This is a genomic window from Acidiphilium acidophilum (genome assembly GCF_033842475.1).
Taxonomy (GTDB): domain Bacteria; phylum Pseudomonadota; class Alphaproteobacteria; order Acetobacterales; family Acetobacteraceae; genus Acidiphilium; species Acidiphilium acidophilum.
In genome coordinates, this window is record NZ_JAWXYB010000018.1 from 1,065,794 (window position 1) to 1,091,676 (window position 25,883).

At 62.7% G+C, this 25,883-nt stretch carries 24 protein-coding genes and 3 tRNA genes; all 27 read left to right on the forward strand.

The window, feature by feature from the left end; all coding sequences use genetic code 11:
- The first annotated feature begins 51 nt into the window (after positions 1–51).
- The 27 genes from SIL87_RS07740 (at position 52) to SIL87_RS07870 (ending at position 25,731) form a co-directional block, all read left to right on the forward strand.
- Positions 52–133, forward strand: a tRNA-Leu gene (locus tag SIL87_RS07740).
- An 85-nt stretch (positions 134–218) separates the two neighbouring features.
- Positions 219–1,541 carry a trigger factor gene (gene tig, locus SIL87_RS07745; RefSeq protein WP_319613600.1) on the forward strand — a complete coding sequence of 441 codons (1,323 nt, stop codon included), beginning with the start codon at positions 219–221 and terminating at the stop codon, positions 1,539–1,541.
- Positions 1,542–1,700: 159 nt separating this feature from the next.
- Complete coding sequence (gene clpP / locus SIL87_RS07750; protein ID WP_319613601.1) at positions 1,701–2,360, forward strand: ATP-dependent Clp endopeptidase proteolytic subunit ClpP; 660 nt, start codon at positions 1,701–1,703, stop codon at positions 2,358–2,360.
- A 144-nt stretch (positions 2,361–2,504) separates the two neighbouring features.
- Positions 2,505–3,761: an ATP-dependent Clp protease ATP-binding subunit ClpX gene (gene clpX, locus SIL87_RS07755; protein WP_319613602.1), complete on the forward strand. Its 1,257-nt coding sequence runs from the start codon at positions 2,505–2,507 to the stop codon at positions 3,759–3,761.
- Between the two features lie 181 nt (positions 3,762–3,942).
- Positions 3,943–6,399, forward strand: coding sequence for an endopeptidase La (gene lon, locus SIL87_RS07760; protein ID WP_319613603.1), 2,457 nt, complete (start codon positions 3,943–3,945; stop codon positions 6,397–6,399).
- Between the two features lie 225 nt (positions 6,400–6,624).
- A complete protein-coding gene (locus SIL87_RS07765; protein ID WP_319613604.1) occupies positions 6,625–6,888 on the forward strand; it encodes an HU family DNA-binding protein in 264 nt (87 codons plus the stop codon).
- Between the two features lie 99 nt (positions 6,889–6,987).
- Positions 6,988–7,059, forward strand: a tRNA-Val gene (locus tag SIL87_RS07770).
- Positions 7,060–7,178: 119 nt separating this feature from the next.
- Positions 7,179–7,394, forward strand: a complete 216-nt coding sequence (locus SIL87_RS07775) for a lipoprotein (RefSeq protein ID WP_319613605.1) — start codon at positions 7,179–7,181, stop codon at positions 7,392–7,394.
- A 51-nt stretch (positions 7,395–7,445) separates the two neighbouring features.
- Positions 7,446–7,522: transfer RNA gene (locus tag SIL87_RS07780), tRNA-Asp, on the forward strand.
- A 196-nt stretch (positions 7,523–7,718) separates the two neighbouring features.
- Complete coding sequence (locus SIL87_RS07785) at positions 7,719–8,084, forward strand: NADH-quinone oxidoreductase subunit A (RefSeq protein WP_319613606.1); 366 nt, start codon at positions 7,719–7,721, stop codon at positions 8,082–8,084.
- Positions 8,085–8,175: 91 nt separating this feature from the next.
- Positions 8,176–8,736 (forward strand): NuoB/complex I 20 kDa subunit family protein, encoded by a 561-nt coding sequence (locus tag SIL87_RS07790; RefSeq protein ID WP_029311283.1) that lies wholly within the window; start codon positions 8,176–8,178, stop codon positions 8,734–8,736.
- 85 nt (positions 8,737–8,821) lie between these two features.
- Positions 8,822–9,394 (forward strand): NADH-quinone oxidoreductase subunit C, encoded by a 573-nt coding sequence (locus SIL87_RS07795; protein ID WP_331260083.1) that lies wholly within the window; start codon positions 8,822–8,824, stop codon positions 9,392–9,394.
- The gene (locus SIL87_RS07800) at positions 9,391–10,608 is read left to right on the forward strand and encodes an NADH-quinone oxidoreductase subunit D (protein WP_319613607.1); all 1,218 of its coding nucleotides are present in this window, start codon (positions 9,391–9,393) and stop codon (positions 10,606–10,608) included. Before SIL87_RS07795 ends, SIL87_RS07800 begins: the two co-directional genes overlap by 4 nt.
- 2 nt (positions 10,609–10,610) lie before the next feature.
- Positions 10,611–11,225, forward strand: a complete 615-nt coding sequence (locus tag SIL87_RS07805) for a complex I 24 kDa subunit family protein (protein ID WP_319613608.1) — start codon at positions 10,611–10,613, stop codon at positions 11,223–11,225.
- The gene (gene nuoF, locus SIL87_RS07810; protein WP_319613609.1) at positions 11,225–12,520 is read left to right on the forward strand and encodes an NADH-quinone oxidoreductase subunit NuoF; all 1,296 of its coding nucleotides are present in this window, start codon (positions 11,225–11,227) and stop codon (positions 12,518–12,520) included. Before SIL87_RS07805 ends, nuoF begins: the two co-directional genes overlap by 1 nt.
- A gap of 12 nt (positions 12,521–12,532) precedes the next feature.
- Positions 12,533–12,919 carry a pentapeptide repeat-containing protein gene (locus tag SIL87_RS07815; RefSeq protein WP_319613610.1) on the forward strand — a complete coding sequence of 129 codons (387 nt, stop codon included), beginning with the start codon at positions 12,533–12,535 and terminating at the stop codon, positions 12,917–12,919.
- Positions 12,919–14,976, forward strand: coding sequence for an NADH-quinone oxidoreductase subunit NuoG (gene nuoG / locus SIL87_RS07820; protein WP_319613611.1), 2,058 nt, complete (start codon positions 12,919–12,921; stop codon positions 14,974–14,976). Before SIL87_RS07815 ends, nuoG begins: the two co-directional genes overlap by 1 nt.
- 3 nt (positions 14,977–14,979) lie before the next feature.
- The gene (gene nuoH / locus SIL87_RS07825; protein ID WP_319613612.1) at positions 14,980–15,996 is read left to right on the forward strand and encodes an NADH-quinone oxidoreductase subunit NuoH; all 1,017 of its coding nucleotides are present in this window, start codon (positions 14,980–14,982) and stop codon (positions 15,994–15,996) included.
- A gap of 156 nt (positions 15,997–16,152) precedes the next feature.
- Positions 16,153–16,641 (forward strand): NADH-quinone oxidoreductase subunit NuoI, encoded by a 489-nt coding sequence (nuoI, locus tag SIL87_RS07830; protein WP_319613613.1) that lies wholly within the window; start codon positions 16,153–16,155, stop codon positions 16,639–16,641.
- Positions 16,642–16,647: 6 nt separating this feature from the next.
- Positions 16,648–17,295, forward strand: a complete 648-nt coding sequence (locus tag SIL87_RS07835; RefSeq protein ID WP_319613614.1) for an NADH-quinone oxidoreductase subunit J — start codon at positions 16,648–16,650, stop codon at positions 17,293–17,295.
- Positions 17,292–17,600 (forward strand): NADH-quinone oxidoreductase subunit NuoK, encoded by a 309-nt coding sequence (gene nuoK, locus SIL87_RS07840; RefSeq protein WP_319613615.1) that lies wholly within the window; start codon positions 17,292–17,294, stop codon positions 17,598–17,600. Before SIL87_RS07835 ends, nuoK begins: the two co-directional genes overlap by 4 nt.
- A gap of 1 nt (position 17,601) precedes the next feature.
- Positions 17,602–19,530: an NADH-quinone oxidoreductase subunit L gene (gene nuoL, locus SIL87_RS07845; protein WP_319613616.1), complete on the forward strand. Its 1,929-nt coding sequence runs from the start codon at positions 17,602–17,604 to the stop codon at positions 19,528–19,530.
- A gap of 8 nt (positions 19,531–19,538) precedes the next feature.
- A complete protein-coding gene (locus SIL87_RS07850; protein WP_319613617.1) occupies positions 19,539–21,047 on the forward strand; it encodes an NADH-quinone oxidoreductase subunit M in 1,509 nt (502 codons plus the stop codon).
- Entirely contained in the window at positions 21,044–22,504 is a 1,461-nt protein-coding gene (nuoN, locus tag SIL87_RS07855) for an NADH-quinone oxidoreductase subunit NuoN (protein ID WP_319613618.1), read from the forward strand. Before SIL87_RS07850 ends, nuoN begins: the two co-directional genes overlap by 4 nt.
- Positions 22,501–23,229 (forward strand): biotin--[acetyl-CoA-carboxylase] ligase, encoded by a 729-nt coding sequence (locus tag SIL87_RS07860; RefSeq protein WP_319613620.1) that lies wholly within the window; start codon positions 22,501–22,503, stop codon positions 23,227–23,229. The genes nuoN and SIL87_RS07860 overlap by 4 nt, the downstream gene beginning before the upstream one ends.
- A gap of 17 nt (positions 23,230–23,246) precedes the next feature.
- Positions 23,247–24,047 (forward strand): type III pantothenate kinase, encoded by an 801-nt coding sequence (locus tag SIL87_RS07865; protein WP_319615934.1) that lies wholly within the window; start codon positions 23,247–23,249, stop codon positions 24,045–24,047.
- 19 nt (positions 24,048–24,066) lie between these two features.
- Complete coding sequence (locus SIL87_RS07870) at positions 24,067–25,731, forward strand: ribonuclease J (RefSeq protein ID WP_319613621.1); 1,665 nt, start codon at positions 24,067–24,069, stop codon at positions 25,729–25,731.
- Positions 25,732–25,883: the final 152 nt, after the last annotated feature.

Genomic DNA, 25,883 nt, shown 5'->3' on the forward strand with positions numbered 1-25,883 from the left:
GCTTGTTCGGCGCGGCGATCCGCGCTAGGTGCGCCGGCGGAATAGCTTCGGGCGGGCGTGGTGGAATTGGTAGACACGCCAGATTTAGGTTCTGGTGGCGCGAGCCGTGGGGGTTCAAATCCCTCCGTCCGTAGATTTTGGGCCGCAGGATGAATTTTGCCGGTCGTGCGCGACGCGCGGCCTCGATGTGATGGCGTAACGTAAGGATTTTGTTGGACATGCAGGTTACCGAAACCCTGACCGAAGGGCTGAAGCGCGGCTTCACCGTGGTCATTCCGGGCAGCGATCTCAGCGAGAAGCGCGAGAAGCGGCTCGCCGAACTGTCGAAAACGATGCAGATGCCCGGGTTCCGTCCGGGCAAGGTGCCGCTCTCGATGGTCCGCAAGCGGTTCGGCGATGCGGTGGCCGCTGAGATCCTGGAAGCCTCGGTAAACGATGCGACCGATCAGATGCTGTCCGAGCGCAGCCTGCGCCCGGCGGTTTCGCCCAAGGTCGAGGTCGTCAATCCCGGCACCGATGCCGATCTCGAATTCAAGGTCGAGATGGAAATTCTCCCCGAAGTAGCATTGCCCGATCTCAAGGCATTGAACCTGGTGCGTCCGACCGCGCCGGTGACCGATGCCGAGATCGACGAGGCGATGACCAAATTCGCCGAACAGCGCGCGGCGTTCGAACCGGTCGAGGAAACCCGCGCTGCGGCAACCGGCGATGTCCTCAGCGTCGATTTTCTCGGCAAGCTCGACGGCACCCCGTTCGAGGGCGGTGCGGCGCAGGATGCCGATGTCGAAATCGGCGGCTCCGGCTTCATCCCCGGATTTGCCGAACAGATCGAGGGTATGAGCCCCGGCGAGGAGAAGGTGATCACCGTCACCTTCCCGGCGGAATATCACGCCGCGAATCTGGCCGGCAAGGAAGTGACGTTCGACATCAAGGCCAAGGCGCTCAAGCGCAAGGTCGTCCCCACGCTCGATGACGCGTTTGCCGAGGCGAACGGGTTCGAGAATCTGGCTGATTTCCGCGAATTCTTCAAAACGCGGCTCGATCAGGCCCGCTCCAGTGCGAGCCGGATGAAGGTCAAGCGCGCCCTGCTCGACGAACTGGCCAAGCAGGCTGATTTCCCGGTGCCGGAAACCCTGGTCGCCGCCGAATTCGCCGAAATCTGGCGTCAGGTCGAGGCCGAGCGCGCCAATGGCCGGCTCGATGCAGAGGACGCGGCGAAGGACGAAGAGACGCTGCGCAGCGAATATCGCGCCATCGCCGACCGTCGGGTCCGGCTCGGCCTGCTGGTCGCCGAGATCGGACGCGCCAACAACGTGCAGGTCACCGAGCCCGATCTGCGCCGCGCGATGATCAACGAGATGCAGCAATTCCCCGGCCAGGAAAAGATGATCATCGACTTCTACCAGAAGAACCCGCGCGCGATGGACCGGCTGCGCGGGCCGATTTTCGAGGATAAGGTGGTCGATCATGCGCTGGAACTGGCAACCGTCACCGATCAGGAGGTTTCCACCGAAGTTCTGTTCGCGGACGACGAGGATTGATCGACTGCCGCCGGCAGGGCTTTACGACAGCCGGTTCTCGGCTCATCTTATGATCATGCGGTCGCGGTTTCGGCCTCGGTGAGGCGGAGCCGCGATCGGCACGATCAGATTTTCATGCGGGCGCGACCGATTCGGCCCGCGACCAGGAGACAGACGCCGATGGATCGCGACCCTACCGAATATTATATGAACAGCCTCGTGCCGATGGTCGTGGAACAGACTGCGCGCGGCGAACGGTCATACGATATATTTTCGCGCCTGCTCAAGGAACGGATCATCTTCCTCACTGGCGCGGTCTACGATCAGGTCGGGTCACTGATTTCGGCGCAGTTACTGTTTCTCGAAAGCGAGAATCCCTCCAAGGACATCTCGTTCTACATCAACAGCCCCGGCGGTGTGGTGTCGGCCGGCCTCGCGATTTATGACACGATGCAGTACATCAAGTCACCGGTCTCCACCGTGTGTATCGGCCAGGCCGCTTCGATGGGCAGCCTGCTGCTGGCCGCCGGCGAGAAGGGCAAGCGCTTTGCGCTGCCGAACTCGCGGATCATGGTCCATCAGCCCTCCGGCGGTGCCCAGGGGCAGGCGGCAGATATCGAAATTCAGGCGCGCGAGATCCTCACCTTGCGTCGTCGGCTCAACGATATTTACGTCAACCATACCGGTCAGACCCTCGAAGCCATAGAATCGGCCCTTGAACGGGACCGGTTCATGTCGGCGGATGAAGCGAAAGTGTTCGGCATCGTCGATGAGGTGATGGCGCACAAGCCGACCGGCTCACCGGATCAGGCCAAGACCGCGACTAAGGAGGCCGCCTGATCGCGGATCGGGTTCATCCCCGGCCCCGTATTGTACCCTTCGCGCGACACCGCGCGCGAGACTGCTTGTATGATGCGGGGCAGGGGTCTAGTCTATCGCCGATGATTGAGGCACCGCGTATCCTGAGGTGCTGCTGGAGCGTTGATGAGCACTAAATCCGGAGATTCGAAAAACACCTTGTATTGCTCGTTCTGCGGCAAATCGCAGCATGAGGTGATCAAGCTGATTGCAGGCCCGACCGTATTCATCTGCAATGAATGCGTCGAGCTTTGCATGGACATCATCCGGGAGGACAACCGCACCCATCTGGTCAAAACGCGGGACGGTGTGCCGACGCCGCGTGAAATCTGCAAGGTGCTGGACGATTATGTGATCGGCCAGGATCAGGCGAAGAAAGTGCTGAGCGTCGCGGTGCACAACCATTACAAGCGGTTGGCCCATGCGCAGAAGAATAACGACATCGAGATTGCCAAATCCAACATTCTGCTGGTCGGGCCGACCGGTTCGGGCAAGACCCTGCTGGCGCAGACCCTCGCCCGGATTCTCGACGTGCCGTTCACCATGGCGGATGCGACGACGCTGACCGAAGCGGGCTATGTGGGTGAGGATGTCGAAAACATCATCCTGAAATTGCTCCAATCTGCCGATTACAATGTCGAGCGGGCGCAGCGCGGCATCGTGTATATCGACGAGGTCGACAAGATCAGCCGTAAATCCGACAATCCCTCGATTACCCGCGATGTGTCGGGTGAGGGCGTGCAGCAGGCCCTGCTGAAGATCATGGAAGGCACCGTCGCCTCGGTGCCGCCTCAGGGGGGACGCAAGCACCCGCAACAGGAATTTCTCCAGGTCGATACCACCAATATCCTGTTCATCTGTGGCGGCGCGTTCTCGGGTCTCGAAAAAATCATTTCCCAGCGCGGCAAGGGATCAGGCATCGGCTTCGGGGCGGATGTCCGTGATCCGAGCGAGCGGCGGACCGGCGCAATTCTCAAGGAATGCGAGCCCGAGGATCTGCTGAAATTCGGCCTGATCCCCGAATTCATCGGTCGCCTGCCGGTGGTTGCCACTCTTGAGGACCTTGATGAGGCCGCGCTGATCGAAATCCTGACCAAACCCAAGAACGCGCTGGTCAAGCAATATGGCCGGCTGTTCGAAATGGAAGGGGTCAAGCTCAATTTCACCGACGATGCGTTGCGCGTGGTCTCCGCCCGGGCGATCCAGCGCAAGACCGGCGCGCGTGGCCTGCGCTCGATCATGGAGCAGATTTTGCTCGGCACCATGTTCGATCTGCCGGGCCTCGATTCGGTCGAGGAAGTGGTGATCAACGGCGAAGTTGCCGAAGGCCGGGCCAACCCCTTGTTTCTGCACGGCAAAGAGCGGGCCGAGACCGCTTCCTGAGGTTTGATGCCGCCGCCGTGGCGGCGTCCGTCCCTTCACGATTGCGCGGCTGATCCTCGAAATCCGGCACTCAGTTGCCGGATTTCGTTTGTGCCCCCATATTGTCATTGTGGCCGGATCAACCGGCACCGCAATCTGTGCCGCAACAGGGCAGAGTGCGTGGCCTACGAAAGGTAGTCTGATGTCAGAGACCAATCCCAAGAAACCCCGCACCCCCCGTGCGACCGCGTCAAGCGCCGTTCGCCCGCCGGCAACCGGCGACGCCCTCTCGGTGTTACCGCTGCGCGACATCGTGGTGTTCCCGCACATGATCGTACCGCTCTTTGTCGGGCGTGAAAAATCGGTGCGGGCGCTCGAAGGCGTGATGAAGGATGACAAGCAGATCCTTCTCGTAGCCCAGCGCAACGCCCAGCAGGACGACCCTGCCGCCAAGGATATCTACGATGTCGGCACGGTCTCGACCGTGCTGCAATTGCTCAAGCTGCCGGACGGCACCGTGAAGGTGCTCGTGGAAGGCGTGCGCCGGGCGCGGATCACCGGCTACAACCAGACCGAGACGCATTTCGAGGTGCTCTCGGCGCCAATCCCTGACCTCGTCGATGAATCGAAGGAGACGGAAGGCCTAGCCCGCGGCGTTGTCACTCAGTTCGAGCAGTATATCAAGCTAAACAAGAAAATCGCGCCGGAGGTTCTGGTCTCGATCAACCAGATCGACGATCCTTCGAAACTCGCCGACACCATTGCGAGCCATCTCGGGCTGAAAATCTCTGACAAGCAGGAACTGCTCGAAACCGCCTCGGTCGCCGAACGGCTGGAACGCGTGTTCGCCCATATGGAGGCCGAGATCGGCGTGCTCCAGGTCGAGAAGCGCATCCGGAACCGGGTCAAGCGCCAGATGGAAAAGACCCAGCGCGAATACTACCTCAACGAGCAGCTCAAGGCGATCCAGAAGGAGTTGGGCGAGGGCGAGGAAGGCAAGGACGAGACCGCCGAACTCGAGGAAAAGATCAAGACTCTCAAGCTCTCCAAGGAAGCGCGCGAGAAGGCGACGGCCGAGCTGAAGAAGCTCAAGACCATGAGCCCGATGAGCGCGGAAGCGACCGTGGTGCGCAACTACCTCGATTGGTTGCTGGGAATCCCGTGGAAGAAACGCGCGAAGATCAAGAACGACGTGATCGAGGCCGAACGTGTGCTGGATGGCGATCATTACGGGCTGGACAAGGTCAAGGAACGGATCACGGAATATCTGGCGGTGCAGTCGCGCAGCCCGAAACTCCGGGGGCCGATTCTCTGCCTGGTCGGGCCTCCCGGTGTGGGTAAAACCTCGCTGGGCAAATCGATCGCCAAGGCAACCGGGCGGAATTTCGTGCGGATGTCGCTCGGCGGCATGCGCGACGAAGCTGAAATCCGCGGTCATCGCCGGACCTATATCGGCTCCATGCCGGGCAAGGTCATTCAGGGCATGAAGAAGGCGAAAACCTCGAATCCGCTGTTCCTTCTCGATGAGATCGACAAACTCGGTGCCGACTGGCGCGGAGACCCGACATCCGCTCTGCTCGAGGTGCTCGACCCTGAACAGAACGCGACGTTCAACGACCATTATCTGGAGGTCGACTACGATCTTTCGGATGTGATGTTCGTCACCACCGCAAATTCCCTGCGGATGCCGCAGCCGCTGCTCGATCGCATGGAGATCATCCGCATCCCCGGCTACACCGAGGACGAGAAGGTCGAAATCGCCAGGCGACACCTGATCGAGAAGCAAGCGGAGGCGCACGGGCTGAAGACGGACGAATGGTCCGTCGCGGACGATGCCGTGCGCGAATTGATCCGTACCTACACCCGCGAGGCCGGGGTGCGGAACCTGGAGCGGGAACTTGCGAATCTGGCCCGCAAATCGGTCAAGGAGATCGTGACCAAAAAGACCGCGAGGGTCGATATCACCGCGCAGAACCTCGAAACTTACGCGGGCGTGCCGCGATTCCGCTTCGGCGAGACCGAGCTGGAAGACATGGTCGGTGTGGTGACGGGTCTGGCCTGGACCGAGGTGGGCGGCGAGATCCTGACGATCGAAAGCGTGCTTCTCCCCGGCAAAGGTGCCGTCAAGAATACCGGCAAGCTCGGCGATGTGATGCAGGAGAGCGTGCAGGCGGCGATTTCGTATATCCGCTCGCGTGCCATCAGCTTCGGCATCAAGCCGCCGCTGTTCGAGAAGCGCGATATTCACGTTCACGTGCCCGAGGGAGCAACGCCGAAAGATGGTCCTTCGGCCGGTATCGCCATGGCGGTGTCGATCATTTCGGCGCTCACCGGAGTTGCGGTGCGCAAGGATATCGCCATGACCGGCGAGATCACCCTGCGTGGCCGTGTTCTGCCGATCGGCGGGTTGAAGGAAAAGCTGCTTGCCGCCCTGCGCGCCGGTATTACCACTGTGCTGATCCCGAAGGACAACGAGAAGGATCTGGCCGATATCCCGGACAATGTGAAGAAATCGATCACCATCATCCCGGTATCCCATGTCGATGAGGTGATCGCCCACGCGCTGGTCCGCAAGCTCGAACCGATCGAGTGGGAAGAGCCGGTCGACCCGGCTCCCCACCGCGCGGCTGAGCCGGCGGGCAGCGCATTGCCGCATTGAGCCGAAGGGTGGGCTTGGCTGCAATGTCGCGCATGCGTGGTGCTGCCGGGTCTTAAATCACTGTCATGGGGCCGGTTTCTGCGTCGTCTTCGTTGACGCGGGCAAACCGGCCCCTCTAGTGTGCGCTCTCGAATCGGATACAGGACATCGCGGGTCGGGGTCACGCCCGATGCCGGAGTTGTTGTGTGCAATTTTTTATAACTGGGAGACCAACCCGTGAACAAAATGGATCTCGTCGCCGACGTGGCGGAGCAGACCGATCTGTCGAAGGCCAAGGCGACCGAAGTCGTTGACGCCGTATTTGCCGCTATCGAATCGGCTCTGAAAAAGAAGCAGGAGGTCCGTCTCGTGGGCTTCGGCACCTTCGCCACGGCGGAGCGCAAAGCAGGGATCGGACGCAATCCGCGTACCGGGGAGGAAATCAAGATCCCGGCTTCGACCTCGGTGCGCTTCAAGCCCGGCAAAACCCTTAAGGACGGCGTGAACTAGGCATTGCACTCCGCCGGTGGCAGCACCCGCAGCCGCCGGCAGGCATCCCTCGACCATTTTTTGCCATCGTGCGCCCTTTCTGCAATGGGTTGCCGATTCGGGCGGTTAGCTCAGCGGTAGAGCGTCTCGTTTACACCGAGAGGGTCGGCGGTTCGAAACCGTCACCGCCCATACCGACTCCCCTTCTGTAATTTGGCCCAATCTTGACCAGAGTTCATCTCACGGATGGACATCTGACAGACGGCTGCCCCCATCTCCCGGCTGTGATCAACACTGAGGAGGATTCACATATGCGCAAAATCATCAAACCCGTTTTCGCTCTTGGCTTGGTGCTCGCCCTGGCGGCGTGCGGCTACTCGCCAGGAACCCGCGCCCTCAGCGGCGGTGCTCTTGGTGCCGGCGCCGGTGCTGGAATTGCGGCACTGACCGGCGGCAAGCCTGCCACCGGCGCATTGATCGGGGGGGGCGCAGGGGCCATTGGCGGGGCGGTCACGTCACCGCAATAACCCGCCACGCTTGACGCCTACAGGCCGGCGCGTTACGAGCACGTCCAAGACGCGGGTGTAGCTCAGTTGGTTAGAGCGCCGGCCTGTCACGCCGGAGGTCGCGGGTTCGAGCCCCGTCACTCGCGCCATATATTCTTTCAGTGACAACCATCTATTCAATAAATCTGATGGAACACAATAAGGGGATTGGTCCTTCGCGGCAGATCGCATTGCTTGATCTGTTTCGTGCGCAGTACGACATGCGGAAAGCAGACCTGGTCGAAACCTCGTGTTACAGGTAACCCCGGGATCTGGCGTTTCGGGACATGAGAGGGGCAGACGGCGATGCCGCAGGACTTGGCGCATTTTTTCCCGATTCTGGTTTTTCTGGGAATCGCAGGCCTGATCGGGGCCGCCTTCGTGATCGGCTCCCTCCTCGTCGCGCGGCAGAACCCGTATGGTGATAAACTCAGCGCCTATGAATGTGGCTTCGAACCGTTCAGCGATGCGCGCCGGAAGTTCGACGTGCGCTATTATCTCGTTGCGATTCTGTTCATTATCTTCGATGTCGAAGTTGCGTTCCTGTTCCCGTGGGCGGTCAGCCTGTCGCGGATCGGCACGCTGGGCTTCTGGTCGATGATGGGGTTCCTCGCAATTCTCGTTGTCGGTTTCATCTACGAATGGCGGAAAGGCGCGCTCGACTGGGAATAATCCCGGCGAATATCTGCGTTGCCGCGGCATACTGTGGCATCGCGTATCGATGTGGTTATTGGCCGGCAACGGTCTGATCGGAAGGCATGAGATGAACGCCGTGCAGCAACCCGAAATCGCCTGGAACCGCGAGGCGCTCGCGCCCGGTGCCGAGCAGGACGCCGTCATCCGCGGCATCACCGGTGAAATCGCGGGCAAGGGCTTCGTGGTCGCCAATCTCGACAAGCTGGTGAACTGGGCACGCACCGGTAGCCTCTGGCCGATGACCTTCGGACTTGCCTGCTGTGCGGTCGAAATGATCCACGCCTACATGCCGCGCTGGGACCTCGACCGGTTCGGCATCATCCCGCGCAACTCCCCGCGTCAGAGCGATGTCATGATCGTCGCGGGCACCCTCACCAACAAAATGGCTCCCGCGTTGCGCAAGGTCTACGACCAGATGCCCGAGCCTCGCTGGGTCATCTCGATGGGCAGTTGCGCCAATGGCGGGGGTTATTATCACTTCTCCTATTCCGTCGTGCGCGGCTGTGACCGGATCGTTCCGGTGGATATCTACGTGCCCGGCTGCCCGCCGACCGCCGAGGCCCTGGTCTACGGCATCATGCAGCTTCAGAAAAAAATCCGCCGGACCGGAACCATCTTCCGTGAGTGACACCGCCCCCCCCGACATGCCGCCTCCGGCGGTCGATGCGTTCGAAGCGGCGCTCGGTGCGCTGCCCGGGGTTGCCGCCGTTTTCATGGAACGTGATGAGCGTATCCTGCTTGCGGGACGCGATCGCCTGCTCGACCTCATGACCACGCTGCGCACCGACCCGCGATTTGCCTTCGAGCAATGCATGGATGTCTGCGGTGTCGACTGGCCGGAACGCGCCGAGCGCTTCGATGTCGTCTACAATCTCCTTTCGGTCAGCCGCAACGATCGCCTCCGCGTCATCGTCGGCACCAACGAAACCACGCCGGTTCCGAGCGTCACCGCCGTTTGGCCGGGCACCGCCTGGTGGGAGCGCGAGGTGTTCGATCTGTTCGGTATCACCTTCGATGGTCTTGCCGATCATCGCCGGATCGTGACCGATTACGGATTCGAAGGTCACCCGCTCCGCAAGGATTTCCCGCTCACCGGCCATGTCGAACTCCGCTACGACGAGGATCAGAAACGCGTGATCTACGAGCCGGTTGCTCTCACCCAGGAATTCCGCAATTTCGACTTTCTCTCGCCGTGGGAAGCCATGACCACGCTGCCCGGCGATGAAAAGGCGATCCGCCGTCCCGCCGAGGCCGAACCTGCGCCCAAGCCGGGAGCAAAGCCATGAGCGGCGGTCTGCACGAGGCGGCTCCGGGGCGCGAACTGCGCACGCTCGAACTCGAACGCCACACCGTCAATGTCGGTCCGCAACACCCGGCCACTCATGGTGTGTTGCGTCTGATCATGGAACTCGAAGGCGAAACCGTCACCCGCGCCGATCCGCATATCGGGCTGCTCCATCGCGGCACCGAAAAACTGATCGAATACAAATCCTATCTCCAGGCGGTCCCGTATTTCGACCGGCTCGACTACGTCTCGCCGATGTGCTGCGAGCACGCCTTCGCGCTCGCCACCGAAAAGCTCCTCGGCATCACGGTGCCCGATCGTGGCCAATGGATCAGGGTGCTGTTCTCCGAAATCACCCGCATCCTGAACCATCTGCTCACCGTGGTGCATCTTGCGCTCGACATTGGCGCGCAATCGCCCAGCCTTTGGGGCTATGAGGAACGCGAGAAGCTCCTCACCTTCCACGAGGCGGTTTCCGGCGCGCGCTTCCACGCCAATTATTTCCGCCCCGGCGGCGTCTCCAAGGATCTGCCGGCCGGCCTCGCGGACGACATATGGGCGTGGAGCGAAACCTTCCCGAAATTTCTCGACGATCTGCAGAACCTGCTCAACGGCAACCGCATCTTCCGTCAGCGCCTCGTCGATATCGGCATCATCTCGGCGGCCGATGCGCTGGGCATGGGGTTCTCCGGCCCCAATCTGCGCGCCGCCGGCATCGCGTGGGATCTTCGCCGTGCCCAGCCTTACGACAAATATGCCGAGGTCGAGTTCGACATACCGGTGGGCCGCCACGGCGATTGTTTCGATCGCTACCTCGTCCGCATCGGCGAGATGGGCGAGAGCCTGAAAATCATCCGCCAGGCCCTCGAGAAAATGCCTCAGGGCCCGGTCAAGGTGCAGGACAACAAGATCACCCCGCCCAAGCGCGCTGAAATGAAGCGCTCGATGGAGGCGCTGATCCATCATTTCAAACTCTATACCGAGGGCTATCACGTCCCGGCGGGCACCACCTATACCGCGGTGGAGGCTCCAAAAGGCGAGTTCGGAGTGTATCTCATCGCCGATGGCACCAATCACCCGTATCGCTGCAAAATCCGCGCGACCGGATTTTCGCATCTTCAGGCGCTCGAACTGATGTCGAAGGGTCATCTCCTCGCCGACGCGATTGCCGTGCTCGGCTCGCTCGACATCGTGTTCGGCGAAGTGGACCGCTGAACATGACCGATCCGATCCAGCCCGATCATTTCGCCTTCGACGAAGTGAGTGAAGCGAACATCCCCGGAATCATCGCGAAATATCCCGAAGGCCGGCAGGCCAGCGCGGTGATGCCGCTGCTCGATCTCGTACAGCGCCAGATGGCCCGTACCACCGGTCACGCCTGGGTTCCGACCGTGGCGATGGACGTGGTGGCCGCGCGTCTCGGCATGCCGCCCATCCGCGTCTACGAGGTCGCGACTTTCTACACCATGTTCCACCTCCAGCCGGTTCAGAAGTTTCACCTTCAGGTCTGTACCACGACCCCTTGTTGGCTGCGCGGTTCGGATGACGTGCGCGATGCCTGCACCAGGGCGGTTGCCGCCCATGGGGACCTGTTCAGCATTGAGGAACTCGAATGCGTGGGTGCCTGCGTCAATGCGCCGGTTCTGGTCATCAACGACGATTATTACGAAGATCTCGACGGTGAGCGGACCGAAGCCCTGCTCACCGCCTTTCGCGAGGGACATCCGCCAAAGCCCGGCTCCACCATCGGCCGGCAGAACTCCGCCCCCGAAGGCGGGCGCACCACATTGTTCGGCGATGTCACCCGCAACGCCACCGGAGCAGAGTCCTGATGCTGAGCGACAAGGACCGCATTTTCACCAATCTCTACGGCATCCACGACTGGCATCTCCCCGGCGCCCGCGCGCGCGGCGACTGGGACGGCACCGCCGATATCCTCGCCCGTGGCCGCGATGCGATCATCGAGGAAATGAAAGCCTCGGGTCTGCGTGGGCGCGGCGGCGCCGGGTTCCCGACCGGGTTGAAATGGTCCTTCATGCCCAAGCAGAGCGATGGGCGGCCGAGCTACCTCGTGGTCAACGCCGATGAAAGCGAGCCCGGCACCTGCAAGGACCGCGACATCATCCGCCACGACCCGCACAAACTCGTCGAAGGCTGCCTGATCGCGAGCTTCGCGATGGGCGCGCACAAGGCCTTCATCTATATTCGCGGCGAGTACTACAACGAATACCTCAATCTTCAGACCGCGGTCGATGAAGCGCGCGAGGCCGGGCTGATCGGTCCGAATGCGAGCGGTTCGGGCTGGGATTTCGATATCACCATCCATCGCGGCGGTGGTGCCTATATCTGCGGCGAGGAATCCGCCCTGCTCGAAAGCCTCGAAGGCAAGAAGGGCATGCCCCGGATGAAGCCGCCGTTTCCCGCCGCCATGGGGGTCTATGGTTGCCCGACCACGGTCAACAACGTCGAATCGATCGCCACCGTTTCGACCATCATGCGGCGTGGTGCCGCCTGGTTCGTCGGCCTCGGGCGGCCGAAAAACTCGGGGACCAAACTTTACTGCATTTCCGGCCACGTCAACAAACCCTGCACCGTGGAAGACGAACTCGGTATCCCGATGCGCGAGTTGATCGAGCGCCATGCCGGCGGGGTGCGCGGCGGGTGGGACAATCTTCTGGCCGTCATCCCCGGCGGTTCCTCGGTCCCGATGATCCCGAAATCGGTCTGTGACAATGCGTTGATGGATTTCGACTCCCTGCGCGAAGCCGGCAGCAGCCTCGGCACCGCCGCCGTCATCGTGATGGACAAATCGACCGATCTGATCCGCGCGATCGCCCGAATTTCGGCGTTCTACAAACATGAAAGCTGCGGCCAGTGCACACCCTGCCGCGAGGGCACCGGCTGGGTCATGCGCATGATGAACCGCATGGTCGAGGGCAGGGCGGAATACGCCGAGATCGACCTGATGGAACAAGTCACCCGCCAGCTCGAAGGCCACACGATCTGCATGTTGGCCGATGCGGCAGCCTGGCCGGTTCAGGGTCTGCTGCGCCACTTCCGCCCGATGGTCGAACAGCGCATCACGGACTACAAGGCGCGCACCGCGCCCCGGATTGCAGCGGAATGACGGAGCCTGGCCATGCAGCACAGTGAATTGAACGAATCCCTGCAGATTACCTCATCCGACATCTCCGATTCGGTGTTCGAGATGGTGAAGCTGGATCGGGTCAGCTTCACAAACGCCGGCATGGCAGGTGCGCGCTTTACCGATGTCAACATGTCCGGCGTGACGTTCAGTGCGGTTGATCTCTCCGGCGCGCGGATCGAGGATGCATTGCTGCCCGGCATGGTGGTGAAGGACGCCAATATGTCCGGCGCCCGATTTCAGGACGTCTCGCTGGCTGGTGCCATCATCGATCAGGCCGATCTGTCCGGCGTGATGATTTCCGATTGCACGCTGGCGGGCATGAAGATCGACGGCATCGAGGTCGAAGAACTGCTCGCCGCCTACCGGAGGCAACGCTGATGCCCAAGGTCACCGTCGACGGGATCGAACTCGAAGTCCCCAACGGGTTTTCCGTACTCCAGGCCGCCGAAGCCGCCGGCAAGGAAATTCCGCGCTTCTGCTACCACGAACGTCTCTCGATTGCCGGCAACTGCCGGATGTGCCTGGTCGAGATCGAAAAAATGCCGAAGCCGGTCGCCTCCTGCGGTCAGCCGGTGGGCGAAGGCATGGTGATCTTCACCGACACCGAAAAAGTCCGGCAATCCCGCCGCAACGTCATGGAATTCCTGCTGATCAACCACCCGCTCGATTGCCCGATCTGCGATCAGGGCGGCGAGTGCGACCTGCAGGACGAAGCCATGGGCTATGGCCGCGATCACACCCGCTATCACGAGAATAAGCGTGCGGTGACCGACAAATATTTCGGTCCTCTGGTCAAGACCGTGATGACCCGCTGCATCCAGTGCACCCGCTGCGTCCGCTTCCTCGCGGAAGTCGCCGGCGTCCCCGAACTCGGCGGGACTTCACGTGGCGAAAACCTCGAGATTACCAACTATGTCGAGCGCGGTCTGTCCTCGGAGCTTTCGGGCAACATCATCGACCTCTGCCCGGTCGGCGCGCTCACCGCAAAACCCTACGCCTTCGTCGCGCGCACCTGGGAACTCCGCAAAACCGACAGTATCGACGTGTTCGATGCGATCGGCACCAATATCCGCATCGATTCCCGCGGTGGCGAGGTGCTGCGCATCCTGCCCCGGATCAACGATGCGGTGAACGAGGAATGGCTCGCCGACAAATCCCGCTTCGCGCTCGACGGGCTCAAGCGCAAGCGCCTCGACCACCCCTGGCTCCGGCGCAACGGCAAGGTCCAAGCCGCGACATGGAACGAGGCGCTCGCCGCCGTGGTCGCCCGCCTCAACGGCGCCGATCCCGCGCGGATCGGCGCGATTGCCGGTAATCTGTGCGATGCCGAGAGCATGATGGCGCTGAAGGATCTGCTCACCTCCCTCGGCAGCCCCAATCTCGATTGCCGTCAGGATGGTGCCGCGCTCGATCCCGCGCAACGCGAGAACTATCTGTTCAACACGACGATCGAAGGCATCGATGAAGCCGACGCGGTCCTGTTCGTCGGCGTCAACCCGCGCCACGAGGCCCCGGTGCTCAACGCGCGCATCCGCCGCCGCTGGGTCGAGGATACCGGTTTCGTCGCCGGCATGGTCGGTGCCCCGGCCGACCTCACCTATCCCCATACCCATCTCGGCAGCGACGCTGCGGCCCTGCGCGCCCTGCTCGATCCGGGGCATGAATTCACGAAGCAACTCGTCGCCGCGAAAAAACCCCTCCTGATCATCGGTCAGCAGGCCTTGGCACGCGCGGATGGGGCGTCGATCTTCGCGATCTGCCGGCAGATCGCGCAGGCCAGCGGGATGCTCACCGCCGACTGGCACGGTTTCAACGTTCTGCACAACGCCGCCGCCCGGGTTGGCGGGCTCGATCTCGGCTTTGTCCCGCAAGCAGGGGGCAAGAGCGTCGCCGGCATGCTGAACGGCGGCGTCGATCTGCTCTGGCTGCTCGGTGCCGATGAAATCGACATGTCGGCGATTCCGCCCGAGACTTTCGTGATCTATCAGGGCCACCACGGCGATCGCGGTGCCGCGCGCGCGGACATCATCCTCCCCGGCGCCGCCTATACCGAAAAACCCGGCACCTACGTCAACACCGAGGGCCGGGTGCAATACGGCCAGCGCGCGATCTTTCCTCCCGGCGAAGCCCGCGAGGACTGGACCATCATCCGCGCCGTAAGCGGATTGCTCGGCAAACCTCTGCCATATGACGACCTCACCGCTTTGCGCGCACGCATGGCGGAGGCCAATCCGGTCTTCGCGACCCCCGACACGGTCCGCCGCCTCGCCCCGACCGGTGCCGAAACCGTCAGCGTTGATAGCGACGTGACCGACGCCCCCTTCACCCCGGCTTTCGCCAACTACTACCAGACTGACCCGATCAGCCGGGCCAGCCCGACCATGGCGAAATGCGTGAGCGAAATTCTCGCCCCGCTCCAGCAGGCGGCGGAGTAGCCCATGACCACCGGTTTCTTCGCCACCGATTTCGGCATCCTGATCCTCACCCTGCTGAAATCCCTTGCCCTGATCGTCCCGCTGCTGATCGGCGTCGCCTATCTCACCTATGCCGAACGCAAGGTGCTTGCCGCGATCCAGCTTCGCCGGGGTCCCAACGTCACCGGTCCGTTCGGGCTCTGGCAGCCCTTCGCGGATGCGATCAAAATGCTGTTCAAGGAAACCATCATCCCCGATGGTTCCAATCGCTACCTGTTCCTGTTCGCCCCGATCATCACGTTCGGCCTTGCCATCATCGCCTGGGCGGTGATCCCGGTGAACGACCATTGGGCGATCGCCAACATCAATGTCGGCATGCTCTACCTATTCGCGATCTCCTCGCTCGGCGTCTACGGCGTCATCATCGCGGGATGGGCGAGCAACTCGAAATTCGCCTTCCTCGGGGCGATGCGCGCCGCTGCCCAGATGGTCAGCTACGAGGTCTCGATCGGCCTCGTCATCCTCTCCGTCCTGGTGTGCACCGGCAGTCTCGATCTCAACGACATCGTCCTGGCCCAGCGCCATATCTGGTTCGCGATCCCGCTGCTGCCGATGCTCGTGGTCTTCTTCATCTCCGGCCTCGCCGAGACCAACCGCGCGCCGTTCGACCTGCCGGAGGGCGAAAGCGAAATCGTCGCCGGTTTTTTCGTCGAATATTCGGCCATGAGCTTCGCGCTGTTCTTCCTCGGCGAATACGCGAACATGATCCTGATGAGTGGCATGACCACCATCCTGTTCCTCGGCGGCTGGCTGTCCCCGATCCCGTTCGCTCCGTTCATCTGGGTTCCCGGACCGATCTGGTTCATCCTGAAGGTGGCTGTGTGTCTGTTCGTGTTCCTCTGGGTCCGCGCCACCCTGCCGCGCTTCCGCTACGACCAGTTGATGCAGCTCGGCTGGAAAGTCTTCCTGCCGCTCTCGCTCGGTTGGCTGGTTCTCACGGCGAGCGTGCTGGAGATTTTCGGATGGCTGCCGCATGCTTGAGCACGTGCAGGGCGAACATGTCTTTTCCGATAAAAGGGCACAAAGAGCTTTTAGCCGTCGCGCCACGTCCGCGAGTCGAATGAACCGAATTTTTCTCGCTTCTTTCTGGATGACAGACGAAATCCTTCTACTTTCGTCCGTTCGGAGGACCCCAAAATGTCGAAGCTAGACCGCACCGCGCGCAGCTTCCTGCTGCTGGAAATCCTCTCCGGCATGGGGCTCACCTTGCGCTATTTCTTCAAGCGCAAAGCGACCCTGAACTACCCCTACGAGAAAAACGCGATCAGTCCGCGCTTCAAGGGCGAGCACGCCCTGCGTCGCTACCCCAATGGCGAGGAACGCTGCATCGCCTGTAAGCTGTGCGAGGCGATCTGCCCGGCCCAGGCGATCACCATCGAAGCGGAACCCCGCGCCGATGGCTCGCGCCGCACCACCCGCTACGACATCGACATGACCAAATGCATCTATTGCGGCCTGTGCGAGGAAGCCTGCCCGGTCGATGCCATCGTCGAAGGCCCGAATTTCGAATTCGCGACCGAAACCCGCGAGGAACTGCTCTATGACAAGGCGAAACTGCTCGACAACGGCGATCGCTGGGAAACCGAACTCGCCAAGCGCCTCGAACTCGATGCGCCGTACCGGTAAACCGGCATGATCCCCGCCATCGCCTTTTATGTCTTCGCTGCCATCCTGCTCGTTTCGGCCTGCATGGTCATCACCGCGCGCAATCCGGTCCACTCGGTCCTGTTCCTGATCCTCGCCTTCATCAACGCCGCCGCCCTGTTCGTGCTCGCCGGGGCCGAATTCCTCGCGATGGTGCTGGTCATCGTCTATGTCGGCGCGGTCGCCGTGCTGTTCCTGTTCGTCGTCATGATGCTCGACGTCGATTTTGCCGCCCTGCGCGAAGGGTTTCAGCGTTACGCGCCGCTCGGCCTTGTCATCGGTTTTATCCTCCTGATCGAAATCGGCATGATGGCAATCGACTGGACCATCGCCCCCGCCGCCCACCTCGCCATCGCCGTGCCGATGCCGGCGCACCTGCCCAATACCAATGCCCTTGGCGATCTGATTTACACCCGCTTCATGCTGCCGTTCGAATTGGTCGCCCTGCTGCTGCTGATCGCCATGATCGGCGCGATCGTGCTGACCCATAGCGACCGCCGGGGCCCCCGCCGCCAGAACATCCATACCCAGCACGACCGTCCGATCGATCAGACCCTGACCATGGTGACCATGAAACTCGGCGAGGGCGCGCGCCAGCCCACCCGGCAACCGACGGACCGGGAGCACGTGCCATGACCATCGGCCTCGGCCATTATCTCGTCGTCGCCGGTCTTCTGCTGGTCATCGGCATTTTCGGGATCTTTCTAAACCGAAAGAACGTCATCGTCATCATGATGTCGATCGAACTGATCCTGCTCGCCGCGAACATCAATTTCGTCGCCTTCTCCGCCGCCCTGCACGACATGATGGGTCAGGTCTTCACCATGTTCGTCCTCTCGGTTGCGGCGGCCGAGGCGGCGATCGGGCTTGCGATCGTCGTGGTCTATTTCCGCAACCGTGGTTCGATCGAGGTCGAAGACGTCACGTTGATGAAGGGCTGACATGCTGCTCGCCATAGCCGTTCTCGCACCTCTCGCCGGTGGATTGCTCGCCGGCCTGCTGCGCCCCTTCACCAGCCGCGCCGTCGCGGTCGGCGCCAGCGTCGCCTCCCTGATCGTCGCGGCCCTTGCCGGCATCGCGCTGCTGGTCCGCCATCTTGTCCTCCACGTACCCGACCATCTGGTGATGCTCGGCACCTGGATCGATGTCGCCCGCTTCACCCCGCACTGGGCGCTCCGCGAGGACACGCTCTCCCTCGTCATGGTCGGCATGGTCACGGTGGTTTCGGCGATCATCCATGTCTACAGCATCGGCTACATGGCGCATGACCGCACGGAGCCGCGCTTCTTCGTCTATATTTCCCTGTTCACCTTCGCGATGCTGATGCTGGTTACCGCCAACAACCTGATCCAGCTCTTCTTCGGCTGGGAGGGCGTCGGCCTGATGTCCTACCTGCTGATCGGCTACTGGTACGACCGCGCGAGCGCCAACGTGGCCGCAATCAAGGCGTTCATCGTCAACCGGGTCGGCGATCTGTTCTTCGCGATCGGCGTGGTCCTCACCTGGCTCACCTTCCACAGCGTCAGCTTCGACGTCATTTTCGCCGGCGTGCCGGCCGCCATCCCGCAGACCTATCATCTGTTCGGCAGCGACCTGCCGGTGCTCGAAGTCATCTCGATCCTGCTGTTCATCGGGGCGATGGGAAAATCCGCCCAATTGTTCCTCCACACCTGGCTGCCGGACGCAATGGAAGGCCCGACCCCGATTTCCGCGCTCATCCACGCCGCCACAATGGTCACCGCCGGCGTGTTCCTGATGGTGCGGATGACCCCGCTGATCGACCACGCCCCGGTCGCCCTCGAAGTCATCACCGTGATCGGCGGCACCACCGCCTTCTTCACCGCCACGATCGGCTGCGTGCAGAACGACATCAAGCGGATCATCGCCTACTCCACCTGCTCGCAACTCGGTTACATGTTCCTCGCGGTCGGCGTCGGCGTCGGCCCGGCGGCGATCTTCCATCTGATCAACCACGCTTTCTTCAAGGCCCTGCTGTTCCTCGGTGCCGGTTCGGTCATCCACGCCTTGTCCGACGAGCAGGACGTCCGGAAAATGGGCGGGCTCTGGCGCAAGCTGCCGGTCACCTACGTCACCATGTGGTTCGGCGCGCTCGCTCTCGCCGCGATCCCGCCTTTCTCCGGATTCTTTTCCAAGGACGCAATCCTCGCCGCCGCCTTCGCCAACCATTCGCGCACCGCGATGTTCGGCTGGGTCGCCGGTTCGCTCGGGGCCGGGCTGACCGCCTTCTATATCGTGCGCCTGATGCTCATGGTGTTTCACGGCAAGTCCCGCATTCAGGCCGATGCCATGGCCCATGTCCATGAAAGCCCCGCGGTCATGCTCGGTCCGCTCATCGTCCTCGCCTTCGGGGCCCTGACCAGCGGCTTCCTGCTCGCGCCCATCCTGATCGGCAAACACTATGCCGCGTTCTGGGGTTCCAGCATCGCCCTGCCGTATCACGGCGCGATGATGCACCGGCTCGATAACATCCCGGTCTGGGGCGCCGAACTGCCCCTTCTGCTCGCCATCAGCGGGATCGGGATCGCCTACTGGTTCTACGAAATCGCACCCGCCATGCCTGCCCGCCTCGCAAAGGCGGTCCCCGGCCTTTACCAGTTCGTCCTCAACAAATGGTATTTCGACGAAGCCTACGATGTCCTGTTCGTCCGCCCCGCCTGGCAACTCGCCCGCCTGATCTGGCGCGTCGGCGACGACGAGGTAATCGATGGCGTCCCCACCGGGCTCGCGCGCCTCACCGGTGCGGCATCGGGTCAGGCCAGCCGCCTGCAGTCCGGCTCGATCGCGATCTACGGCTTCGTCATGCTGATCGGCCTGATGGTGCTGGTCACCGTGTTCCTGCTGGCGCGATAGGACCGATCATGACCTTCCCCATCCTGTCCCTGATGATCTGGCTGCCGCTGCTCGGTGCCGTCCTGCTCTATATCCCCCAGGGAAGCCCTGCCGCCGCCGCGCGCACCGCCCGCTGGATCGCGCTCTGGACCAGTCTGATCGTGCTGGTCCTCGCCATCGTCATGCTGATCGGTTTCAACCCGCACATCCACGGCTTCCAGTTCAACGAAACCGCCGCCTGGATCCCGCAATTCCACATCGCCTACCGCCTCGGCATCGACGGCATCAGCCTGTTCTTCATCGTCCTCAGCGCGCTGCTCACCCCCATCGTGATCCTCGCGAGCTGGCGCGAAACCCGCCGGGTCCGTGACTACATGGCCGCCTTTCTGCTGCTGGAAACCATGACCATCGGCATGTTCAGCGCGCTCGACTTCCTGATGTTCTACATCTTCTTCGAGGGCGTCCTGATCCCGATGTATCTCATCATCGGCGTCTGGGGCGGCGAACGGCGCATCCACGCCGCGATCAAATTCTTCGTCTTCACCCTGGCCGGCTCGCTGCCGATGCTGCTGGCTTTGGTCTGGATGTGGCACCATGCCGGTACCACCGACATGATCACGCTGATGCACACGCCGATCCCGCCGCACATTCAGGATTGGCTGTTCCTCGCCTTCCTCGCCTCGTTCGGCGTCAAAGCAGCGGTCTGGCCGCTTCACACCTGGCTGCCCGATGCCTATGGCGAAGCGCCGCTCCCCGGCACCATCATGCTCGCGGCGGTTCTCTCGAAAATGGGTGCCTACGGTTTCCTGCGCTTCTCCCTGCCCATGCTGCCGGATGCCGCGCAGTATTTTGCACCGCTGATGTTCGCGCTCGGCATCATGGGCGTCATCTACATCTCCTTCGCCGCGCTCGCGCAGACCGACATGAAACGCATGATCGCCTATTCCTCGGTCGCCCATATGGGGCTGATCGTGGTCGGTATCTTCACCTTCACCGTCATTGGCATCGAAGGTGCCTTGTTCCAGATGGTCTCGCACGGGCTGGTCATCGCCGCCCTGTTCCTCTGCGTCGGCATCCTGCTCGCCCGCGGTCATTCCCTCCGGCTCGACCAGCTCGGCGGCCTTGCGGTGCGGATGCCGGTTTTCGCATCCTTCCTGATGCTCTTCGTGATGGCGAATGTCGGCCTGCCCGGCACGTCGGGCTTCGTGGGCGAAATCCTGGTCATGGTCGGTGCCATCCAGATCAATTTCTGGGTCGCCATACTCACCGGCACCGGCATGATCCTGAGCGTGATGTACATGCTGGTCATGGTCCGCCGGGTGCTGTTCGATCAGGCAAGAAGCGTCGCCAACGCCATCATCACCGATCTCACCGGCAAGGAGTGGCTGATGCTCGCCCCGCTCGCGGTTCTGGTCATTGCCCTCGGCTTCGTCCCGTCCGGCCTTACTTACGCCTTTCATAACGCGGTGACCGATCTGGTCCATGCCCATGTCGCCGCCCTCCAGCAGCAGGCCACCCTGGCGATGGCCCGGCCATGAGCAATTCGATGACCGTGTTCTACACCATGCTCCCGATCCTCGTTCTCGCGATTGCCGGCATGATCATGCTGATGTCCGGCGTCTTCACCGCGCGCGACCACAGTTTCGCGATCACCGGCTCGGCCATCGTGGTCCTCGTGATCACCGCCCGGCTGCTCTTCATCGCGCCGGACGGCGCGATCCTGCACGGGCTGTTCGTCACCAGCGATTTCACCCGGTTCGCCGATATACTGGTCCTGCTCGGCGCTGCCGGCGCGCTGTCGCTTTCGGTTGCCTTCAACCAGCGCACCGGCATCACCCGCTTCGAATACCCGGTCCTGATCATCTTCGCCGTGGTCGGCATGATCGTGCTGGTCTCGGCGGGAAATCTGCTGACGCTGTATCTCGGCTTCGAGATCATGTCGCTCGCCCTCTACGTCCTCGCTGCTTTCGCCCGCACCAATCTCCGCTCGTCCGAAGCCGGGCTGAAATACTTCATCCTCGGCGCGCTCTCCTCAGGCCTGCTGCTCTACGGTATCTCGCTGGTCTACGGATATTCGGGCACCACCGGCTTTACCGGCATCGCCCACGGCTTTGCCGGTGCCATGACCGGCCACACCACCGTCTCGCTCGGCTCAACTCTAGGGCTGGTTTTCGTCCTGGTCGGTCTCGCCTTCAAGATCTCCGCCGCGCCGTTCCATATGTGGACCCCCGATGTCTACGAGGGCGCACCCACCTCGGTCACCGCCTTCTTCGCGACCGCCCCGAAAATCGCGGTCTTCGCCCTCCTGCTGCGCATCATGCTCGGCCCCTTCGCCCCGCTATTCGCCCAATGGCAGGATCTGGTCGAAATCCTTGCGGCCGCCTCCATGATCATCGGTGCCTTCGGCGCGATCGGCCAGAGCAACATCAAGCGCCTGATGGGCTATTCCTCGATCGGCCACATGGGCTACGCCCTGATGGGTCTCGCCGCCGGCACCAGTTTCGGCGTCCGCGCCACGCTGATCTATCTCGCGATCTACCTCGTGATGTCGCTCGGAACTTTCGGCTGCATCGTCGCAATGTCGCGCAACGGCCGCCCGGTCGAACGCATCGCCGATCTTGCCGGCATGGCCGGGGAGGATGGGCGCTACGCCCTGGTGCTGGCGATCATGATGTGGTCGATGGCCGGTATCCCGCCGCTTTCGGGCTTCTTCGGAAAGTTCTACGTCTTCGCCGCCGCGATCGACGCCCATCTCGACATCCTCGCCATCATCGGCATCATCACCAGCGTTATCGCCGCCTTCTATTATCTCCGGGTCATCAAGGTGATGTATTTCGATGCCGGTTCGCCGGGTTTCGATGCGCGTACCGCCGGCGTCAACCTCGTCATCGGGATCAGCGCCGTGGTCACCACCCTGTTCGTGTTCTACCCGGCGCCGCTTTCCACCATCACCTCGCTGGCGGCCCGCGCCCTGTTTCCGAGCCAGGGATTTTGACACGTCTTTCCCCGTGGCGGATCGAACATGTCGAGACCATCGCCTCCACCTCGGATGCTTGCACCACCCGCGCACGCCACGGCGAACCCGACCGGCTGCTGATCGTCGCGGCGGAACAGACTGCGGGGCGTGGCCGCGCCGGGCGCGTATGGTCCTCGCCACCGGGTAATTTCTACGCCTCCGCCCTGCTCCGCCCCAACGTCCCCGCCAGTCAGGGCAGCATGTTCGCCCTGCTCTCCGGCCTCGCCATCATCGATGCGCTCGACCCTGTCCTGCCCGCGCCGTCGCCGCTCACCCTCAAATGGCCGAACGATGTGATGGCGCATAACGCCAAGCTTGCCGGCATCCTGATCGACGCCACGATCGAGCACGCCATCCTCACCACCCTGGTCATCGGCATCGGCATCAACCTCGCTTTCGCCCCCGATATCCCGGGGCGCATCACCACCAGCCTCGCTGCCCTCGGCGGCCACATCACCCCTGCCGGGCTTGTGCCGAAGCTCTGCGCCCGGCTCGATCACTGGCAGTGCAGCCTCATCGCCGATCGCGGCGAAACCCTCCGCGCCGTCTGGCAGACCCGCGCTCACCCGCCCGGCACCGCGCTTGCTGTCGATGCCGGGCGGATCGCCGGAATTTTCGCGGGGATTGACGCGGACGGCAGTTTGTTGCTCCGACAGGGTGAAACGATAACCACCATCCGCAGCGGCGACATCGCCCTGTCATGACAGAGGCCCCGCACCGCATGAGACTGGTGATCGACGCCGGCAACACCAACATCGTCTTCGCCGTGCACGACGGCAGCGCATGGCGTGGCACCTGGCGCATCGCGACGGATGCGCAGCGCACCTCCGATGAATACGGCGTCTGGCTCGGCTTCCTGCTCGACCGCAACGGCATCGCCATTGCCAGTCTGCACGATGCGGTGATCGGCACGGTGGTTCCCGCCGCGCTCTATCACCTGCGTCGCCTCTGCCGCGACTGGTTCGGCATCGAACCGCTGATCGCCAACGCCACGCTCGACTGGGGTTTCGCCATCAAGGTCGACAATCCCCACGAAGTCGGCGCCGACCGCCTGCTCAACGCGCTGGCAGCCCATCAAACCTACGCCGGTCCGCTGATCGTGGTCGATTTCGGCACCGCCACCACCTTCGACGTCGTCGATGAAACCGGTGCCTATGTCGGGGGTGCCATCGCGCCCGGCATCAACCTTTCGGTCGAGGCCCTCCATCAGGCGGCTGCCCGCCTGCCGCGCATCGGCATCGGCCGCCCGCAGCGCGTCATCGGCACATCGACCATCCCGGCCATGCGCTCGGGCATCTACTGGGGCTATGTCGGCCTCGTCGAAGGTCTCATCACCCGGATCGAAAACGAATTCGGCGCGCGGATGAAGGTCATCGCCACCGGCGGCCTTGCCCCCCTCATCGCCGAGGGAAGTGCGCGCATCGAGCGCACCGACCCCGATCTCACCCTTGAAGGATTGCGCCTGCTCAGCCTGCGCAATCCATCCCCGCCATTGCGCAACCGCGAGCCGGACAACGACTGATCATGAAAGACCGCTACGAATGACCAAGAAACCAGCCCCGAAATCCAACACCGGCTTCACCTTCACACCGCTCGGCGGCACCGGCGAGATCGGGATGAACCTCAACGTCTATGGCATCGACGACGATCTCCTGGTCGTCGATTGCGGCATGGGCTTCGCCGGGCCGGAAGCCCCCGAAGCCGAACTGCTGGTCCCCGACCCCGCCTATCTGAAGGCCAACCGCGACCGTATCTGCGGCCTCGTCATCACCCACGCCCATGAGGACCATATCGGCGGCATCGCCCGCATCTGGGACAGTCTGCGCTGCCCGATCTACGCAACCCCCTTCACCGCCGCCCTGATCCGCTACCGGCTCAGCGAAGCGGGTCTGCTCCGCACCGTGAAAATCCACGAAACCGCCCCGGGTTCGGCATTCAAGGTCGGTGGCTTCGACCTGCAATACATCCGCATGGCGCACTCCACCCCCGAAGCGCAGGCGCTGGCCATCACCACCCGGGTCGGCACCATCCTGCACACGGGCGACTGGAAGCTCGACCCCGAACCGCTGGTGGGCCCGCCGACCGACGAAGCCGCCCTGCAGGCCCTGGGCGACAAAGGCGTTCTCGCCATGATTTCCGATTCCACCAACGCCATGGTCGAAGGCCATTCCGGCTCCGAAGCCACGGTCCGCAAAAGCATGACCGCGCTGATCGCCGGGCTGAAGGGCAGGGTGGTCGTCACCTGCTTCTCCAGCAACATCGCCCGGATCGATTCGGTGGTGAAAGCCGCCCTCGCCGCCGATCGCCATGTGGCCCTGGTCGGGCGCAGCCTCGCCAAATACGTCGAAGCGGCACAGGAAGTCGGCTACCTTCAGGATCTCCCCGATTTCGTCCCCGAGGACGAAGCCGGCCGCATCCCCGACGACAACCTCCTGATCCTTGCCACCGGCAGCCAGGGCGAGAAACGCTCGGCCCTCGCCCGCATCGCCGCCGACACCCACCGCAACATCGCCCTCGGCGAAGGCGATACCGTGATTTTCTCCTCGCGCCAGATTCCCGGCAACGAACGCGCGATCGGCGCGGTGCAGGACGATCTGGTCCGCGCCGGCGTCAATGTCATGACCGCGGACGACCACATGGTCCACGTCTCGGGTCACCCGGCGCGCGACGAACTCCGCCGCCTATACCGCCTCGTCCGCCCGAACTATATCATCCCCACCCATGGCGAATGGCGCCACATGGCCGCCCAGGCCGATCTTGCCGAGGCCGAAGGCATCTCCTCGCTGCTGCTGGAAGATGGCGATGTCGTCCGCCTCGGGCCGGGCGAGCCGGAAGTCATCGACTCCGTGCCGGTCGGCCGCCTCGCGGTCGATGGCGATCGTCTGGTCCCGATGCAGGGCGGCGTCATGGCCGCACGGCGCCGCATGATGTTCAACGGCGTCGTCATCGGCAGCATCGCGGTCGATCCCTCGGGACGGGTCAAGGGCGATGCCCAGATCACCGCCCCCGGCCTGTTCGATACCGACGATGCCGCAATCGCCGCCCTCGCATCCGATTTCGTCGCGAGTTTCGAGGAACTCCCGGCCAGTCTGCGGGCCGATCGCCGCGCGGTGAAGGAGGCCGCCCAATCCGCGCTGCGCCGGGTGCTCGGTCGCCGATTCGGCAAGCGCCCGATGGTCGATGTGCACGTCATCCAGGTCGGTTGACCATTTTATACCCATCATCACAGAATTGTGGTCACTTGTGCCTAAAAACAGGTCATTTTATGTATGGATGGCCGTTTTTTGTCAGTTTTCGGCGACGATTTTGCTTTACGCCGACCCATGTTGCGATGCATCATGCGCCATAGAGTGAAGGT

What these genes read in the sequence shown, in the direction of transcription:
- tig (WP_319613600.1), top strand. Translation starts at nt 219, where the DNA reads ATGCAGGTTACCGAAACCCTGACCGAAGGGCTGAAGCGCGGCTTCACC.
- clpP (WP_319613601.1), top strand. Translation starts at nt 1,701, where the DNA reads ATGGATCGCGACCCTACCGAATATTATATGAACAGCCTCGTGCCGATG.
- clpX (WP_319613602.1), top strand. Translation starts at nt 2,505, where the DNA reads ATGAGCACTAAATCCGGAGATTCGAAAAACACCTTGTATTGCTCGTTC.
- lon (WP_319613603.1), top strand. Translation starts at nt 3,943, where the DNA reads ATGTCAGAGACCAATCCCAAGAAACCCCGCACCCCCCGTGCGACCGCG.
- SIL87_RS07765 (WP_319613604.1), top strand. Translation starts at nt 6,625, where the DNA reads ATGGATCTCGTCGCCGACGTGGCGGAGCAGACCGATCTGTCGAAGGCC.
- SIL87_RS07775 (WP_319613605.1), top strand. Translation starts at nt 7,179, where the DNA reads ATGCGCAAAATCATCAAACCCGTTTTCGCTCTTGGCTTGGTGCTCGCC.
- SIL87_RS07785 (WP_319613606.1), top strand. Translation starts at nt 7,719, where the DNA reads ATGCCGCAGGACTTGGCGCATTTTTTCCCGATTCTGGTTTTTCTGGGA.
- SIL87_RS07790 (WP_029311283.1), top strand. Translation starts at nt 8,176, where the DNA reads ATGAACGCCGTGCAGCAACCCGAAATCGCCTGGAACCGCGAGGCGCTC.
- SIL87_RS07795 (WP_331260083.1), top strand. Translation starts at nt 8,822, where the DNA reads ATGGAACGTGATGAGCGTATCCTGCTTGCGGGACGCGATCGCCTGCTC.
- SIL87_RS07800 (WP_319613607.1), top strand. Translation starts at nt 9,391, where the DNA reads ATGAGCGGCGGTCTGCACGAGGCGGCTCCGGGGCGCGAACTGCGCACG.
- SIL87_RS07805 (WP_319613608.1), top strand. Translation starts at nt 10,611, where the DNA reads ATGACCGATCCGATCCAGCCCGATCATTTCGCCTTCGACGAAGTGAGT.
- nuoF (WP_319613609.1), top strand. Translation starts at nt 11,225, where the DNA reads ATGCTGAGCGACAAGGACCGCATTTTCACCAATCTCTACGGCATCCAC.
- SIL87_RS07815 (WP_319613610.1), top strand. Translation starts at nt 12,533, where the DNA reads ATGCAGCACAGTGAATTGAACGAATCCCTGCAGATTACCTCATCCGAC.
- nuoG (WP_319613611.1), top strand. Translation starts at nt 12,919, where the DNA reads ATGCCCAAGGTCACCGTCGACGGGATCGAACTCGAAGTCCCCAACGGG.
- nuoH (WP_319613612.1), top strand. Translation starts at nt 14,980, where the DNA reads ATGACCACCGGTTTCTTCGCCACCGATTTCGGCATCCTGATCCTCACC.
- nuoI (WP_319613613.1), top strand. Translation starts at nt 16,153, where the DNA reads ATGTCGAAGCTAGACCGCACCGCGCGCAGCTTCCTGCTGCTGGAAATC.
- SIL87_RS07835 (WP_319613614.1), top strand. Translation starts at nt 16,648, where the DNA reads ATGATCCCCGCCATCGCCTTTTATGTCTTCGCTGCCATCCTGCTCGTT.
- nuoK (WP_319613615.1), top strand. Translation starts at nt 17,292, where the DNA reads ATGACCATCGGCCTCGGCCATTATCTCGTCGTCGCCGGTCTTCTGCTG.
- nuoL (WP_319613616.1), top strand. Translation starts at nt 17,602, where the DNA reads ATGCTGCTCGCCATAGCCGTTCTCGCACCTCTCGCCGGTGGATTGCTC.
- SIL87_RS07850 (WP_319613617.1), top strand. Translation starts at nt 19,539, where the DNA reads ATGACCTTCCCCATCCTGTCCCTGATGATCTGGCTGCCGCTGCTCGGT.
- nuoN (WP_319613618.1), top strand. Translation starts at nt 21,044, where the DNA reads ATGAGCAATTCGATGACCGTGTTCTACACCATGCTCCCGATCCTCGTT.
- SIL87_RS07865 (WP_319615934.1), top strand. Translation starts at nt 23,247, where the DNA reads ATGAGACTGGTGATCGACGCCGGCAACACCAACATCGTCTTCGCCGTG.
- SIL87_RS07870 (WP_319613621.1), top strand. Translation starts at nt 24,067, where the DNA reads ATGACCAAGAAACCAGCCCCGAAATCCAACACCGGCTTCACCTTCACA.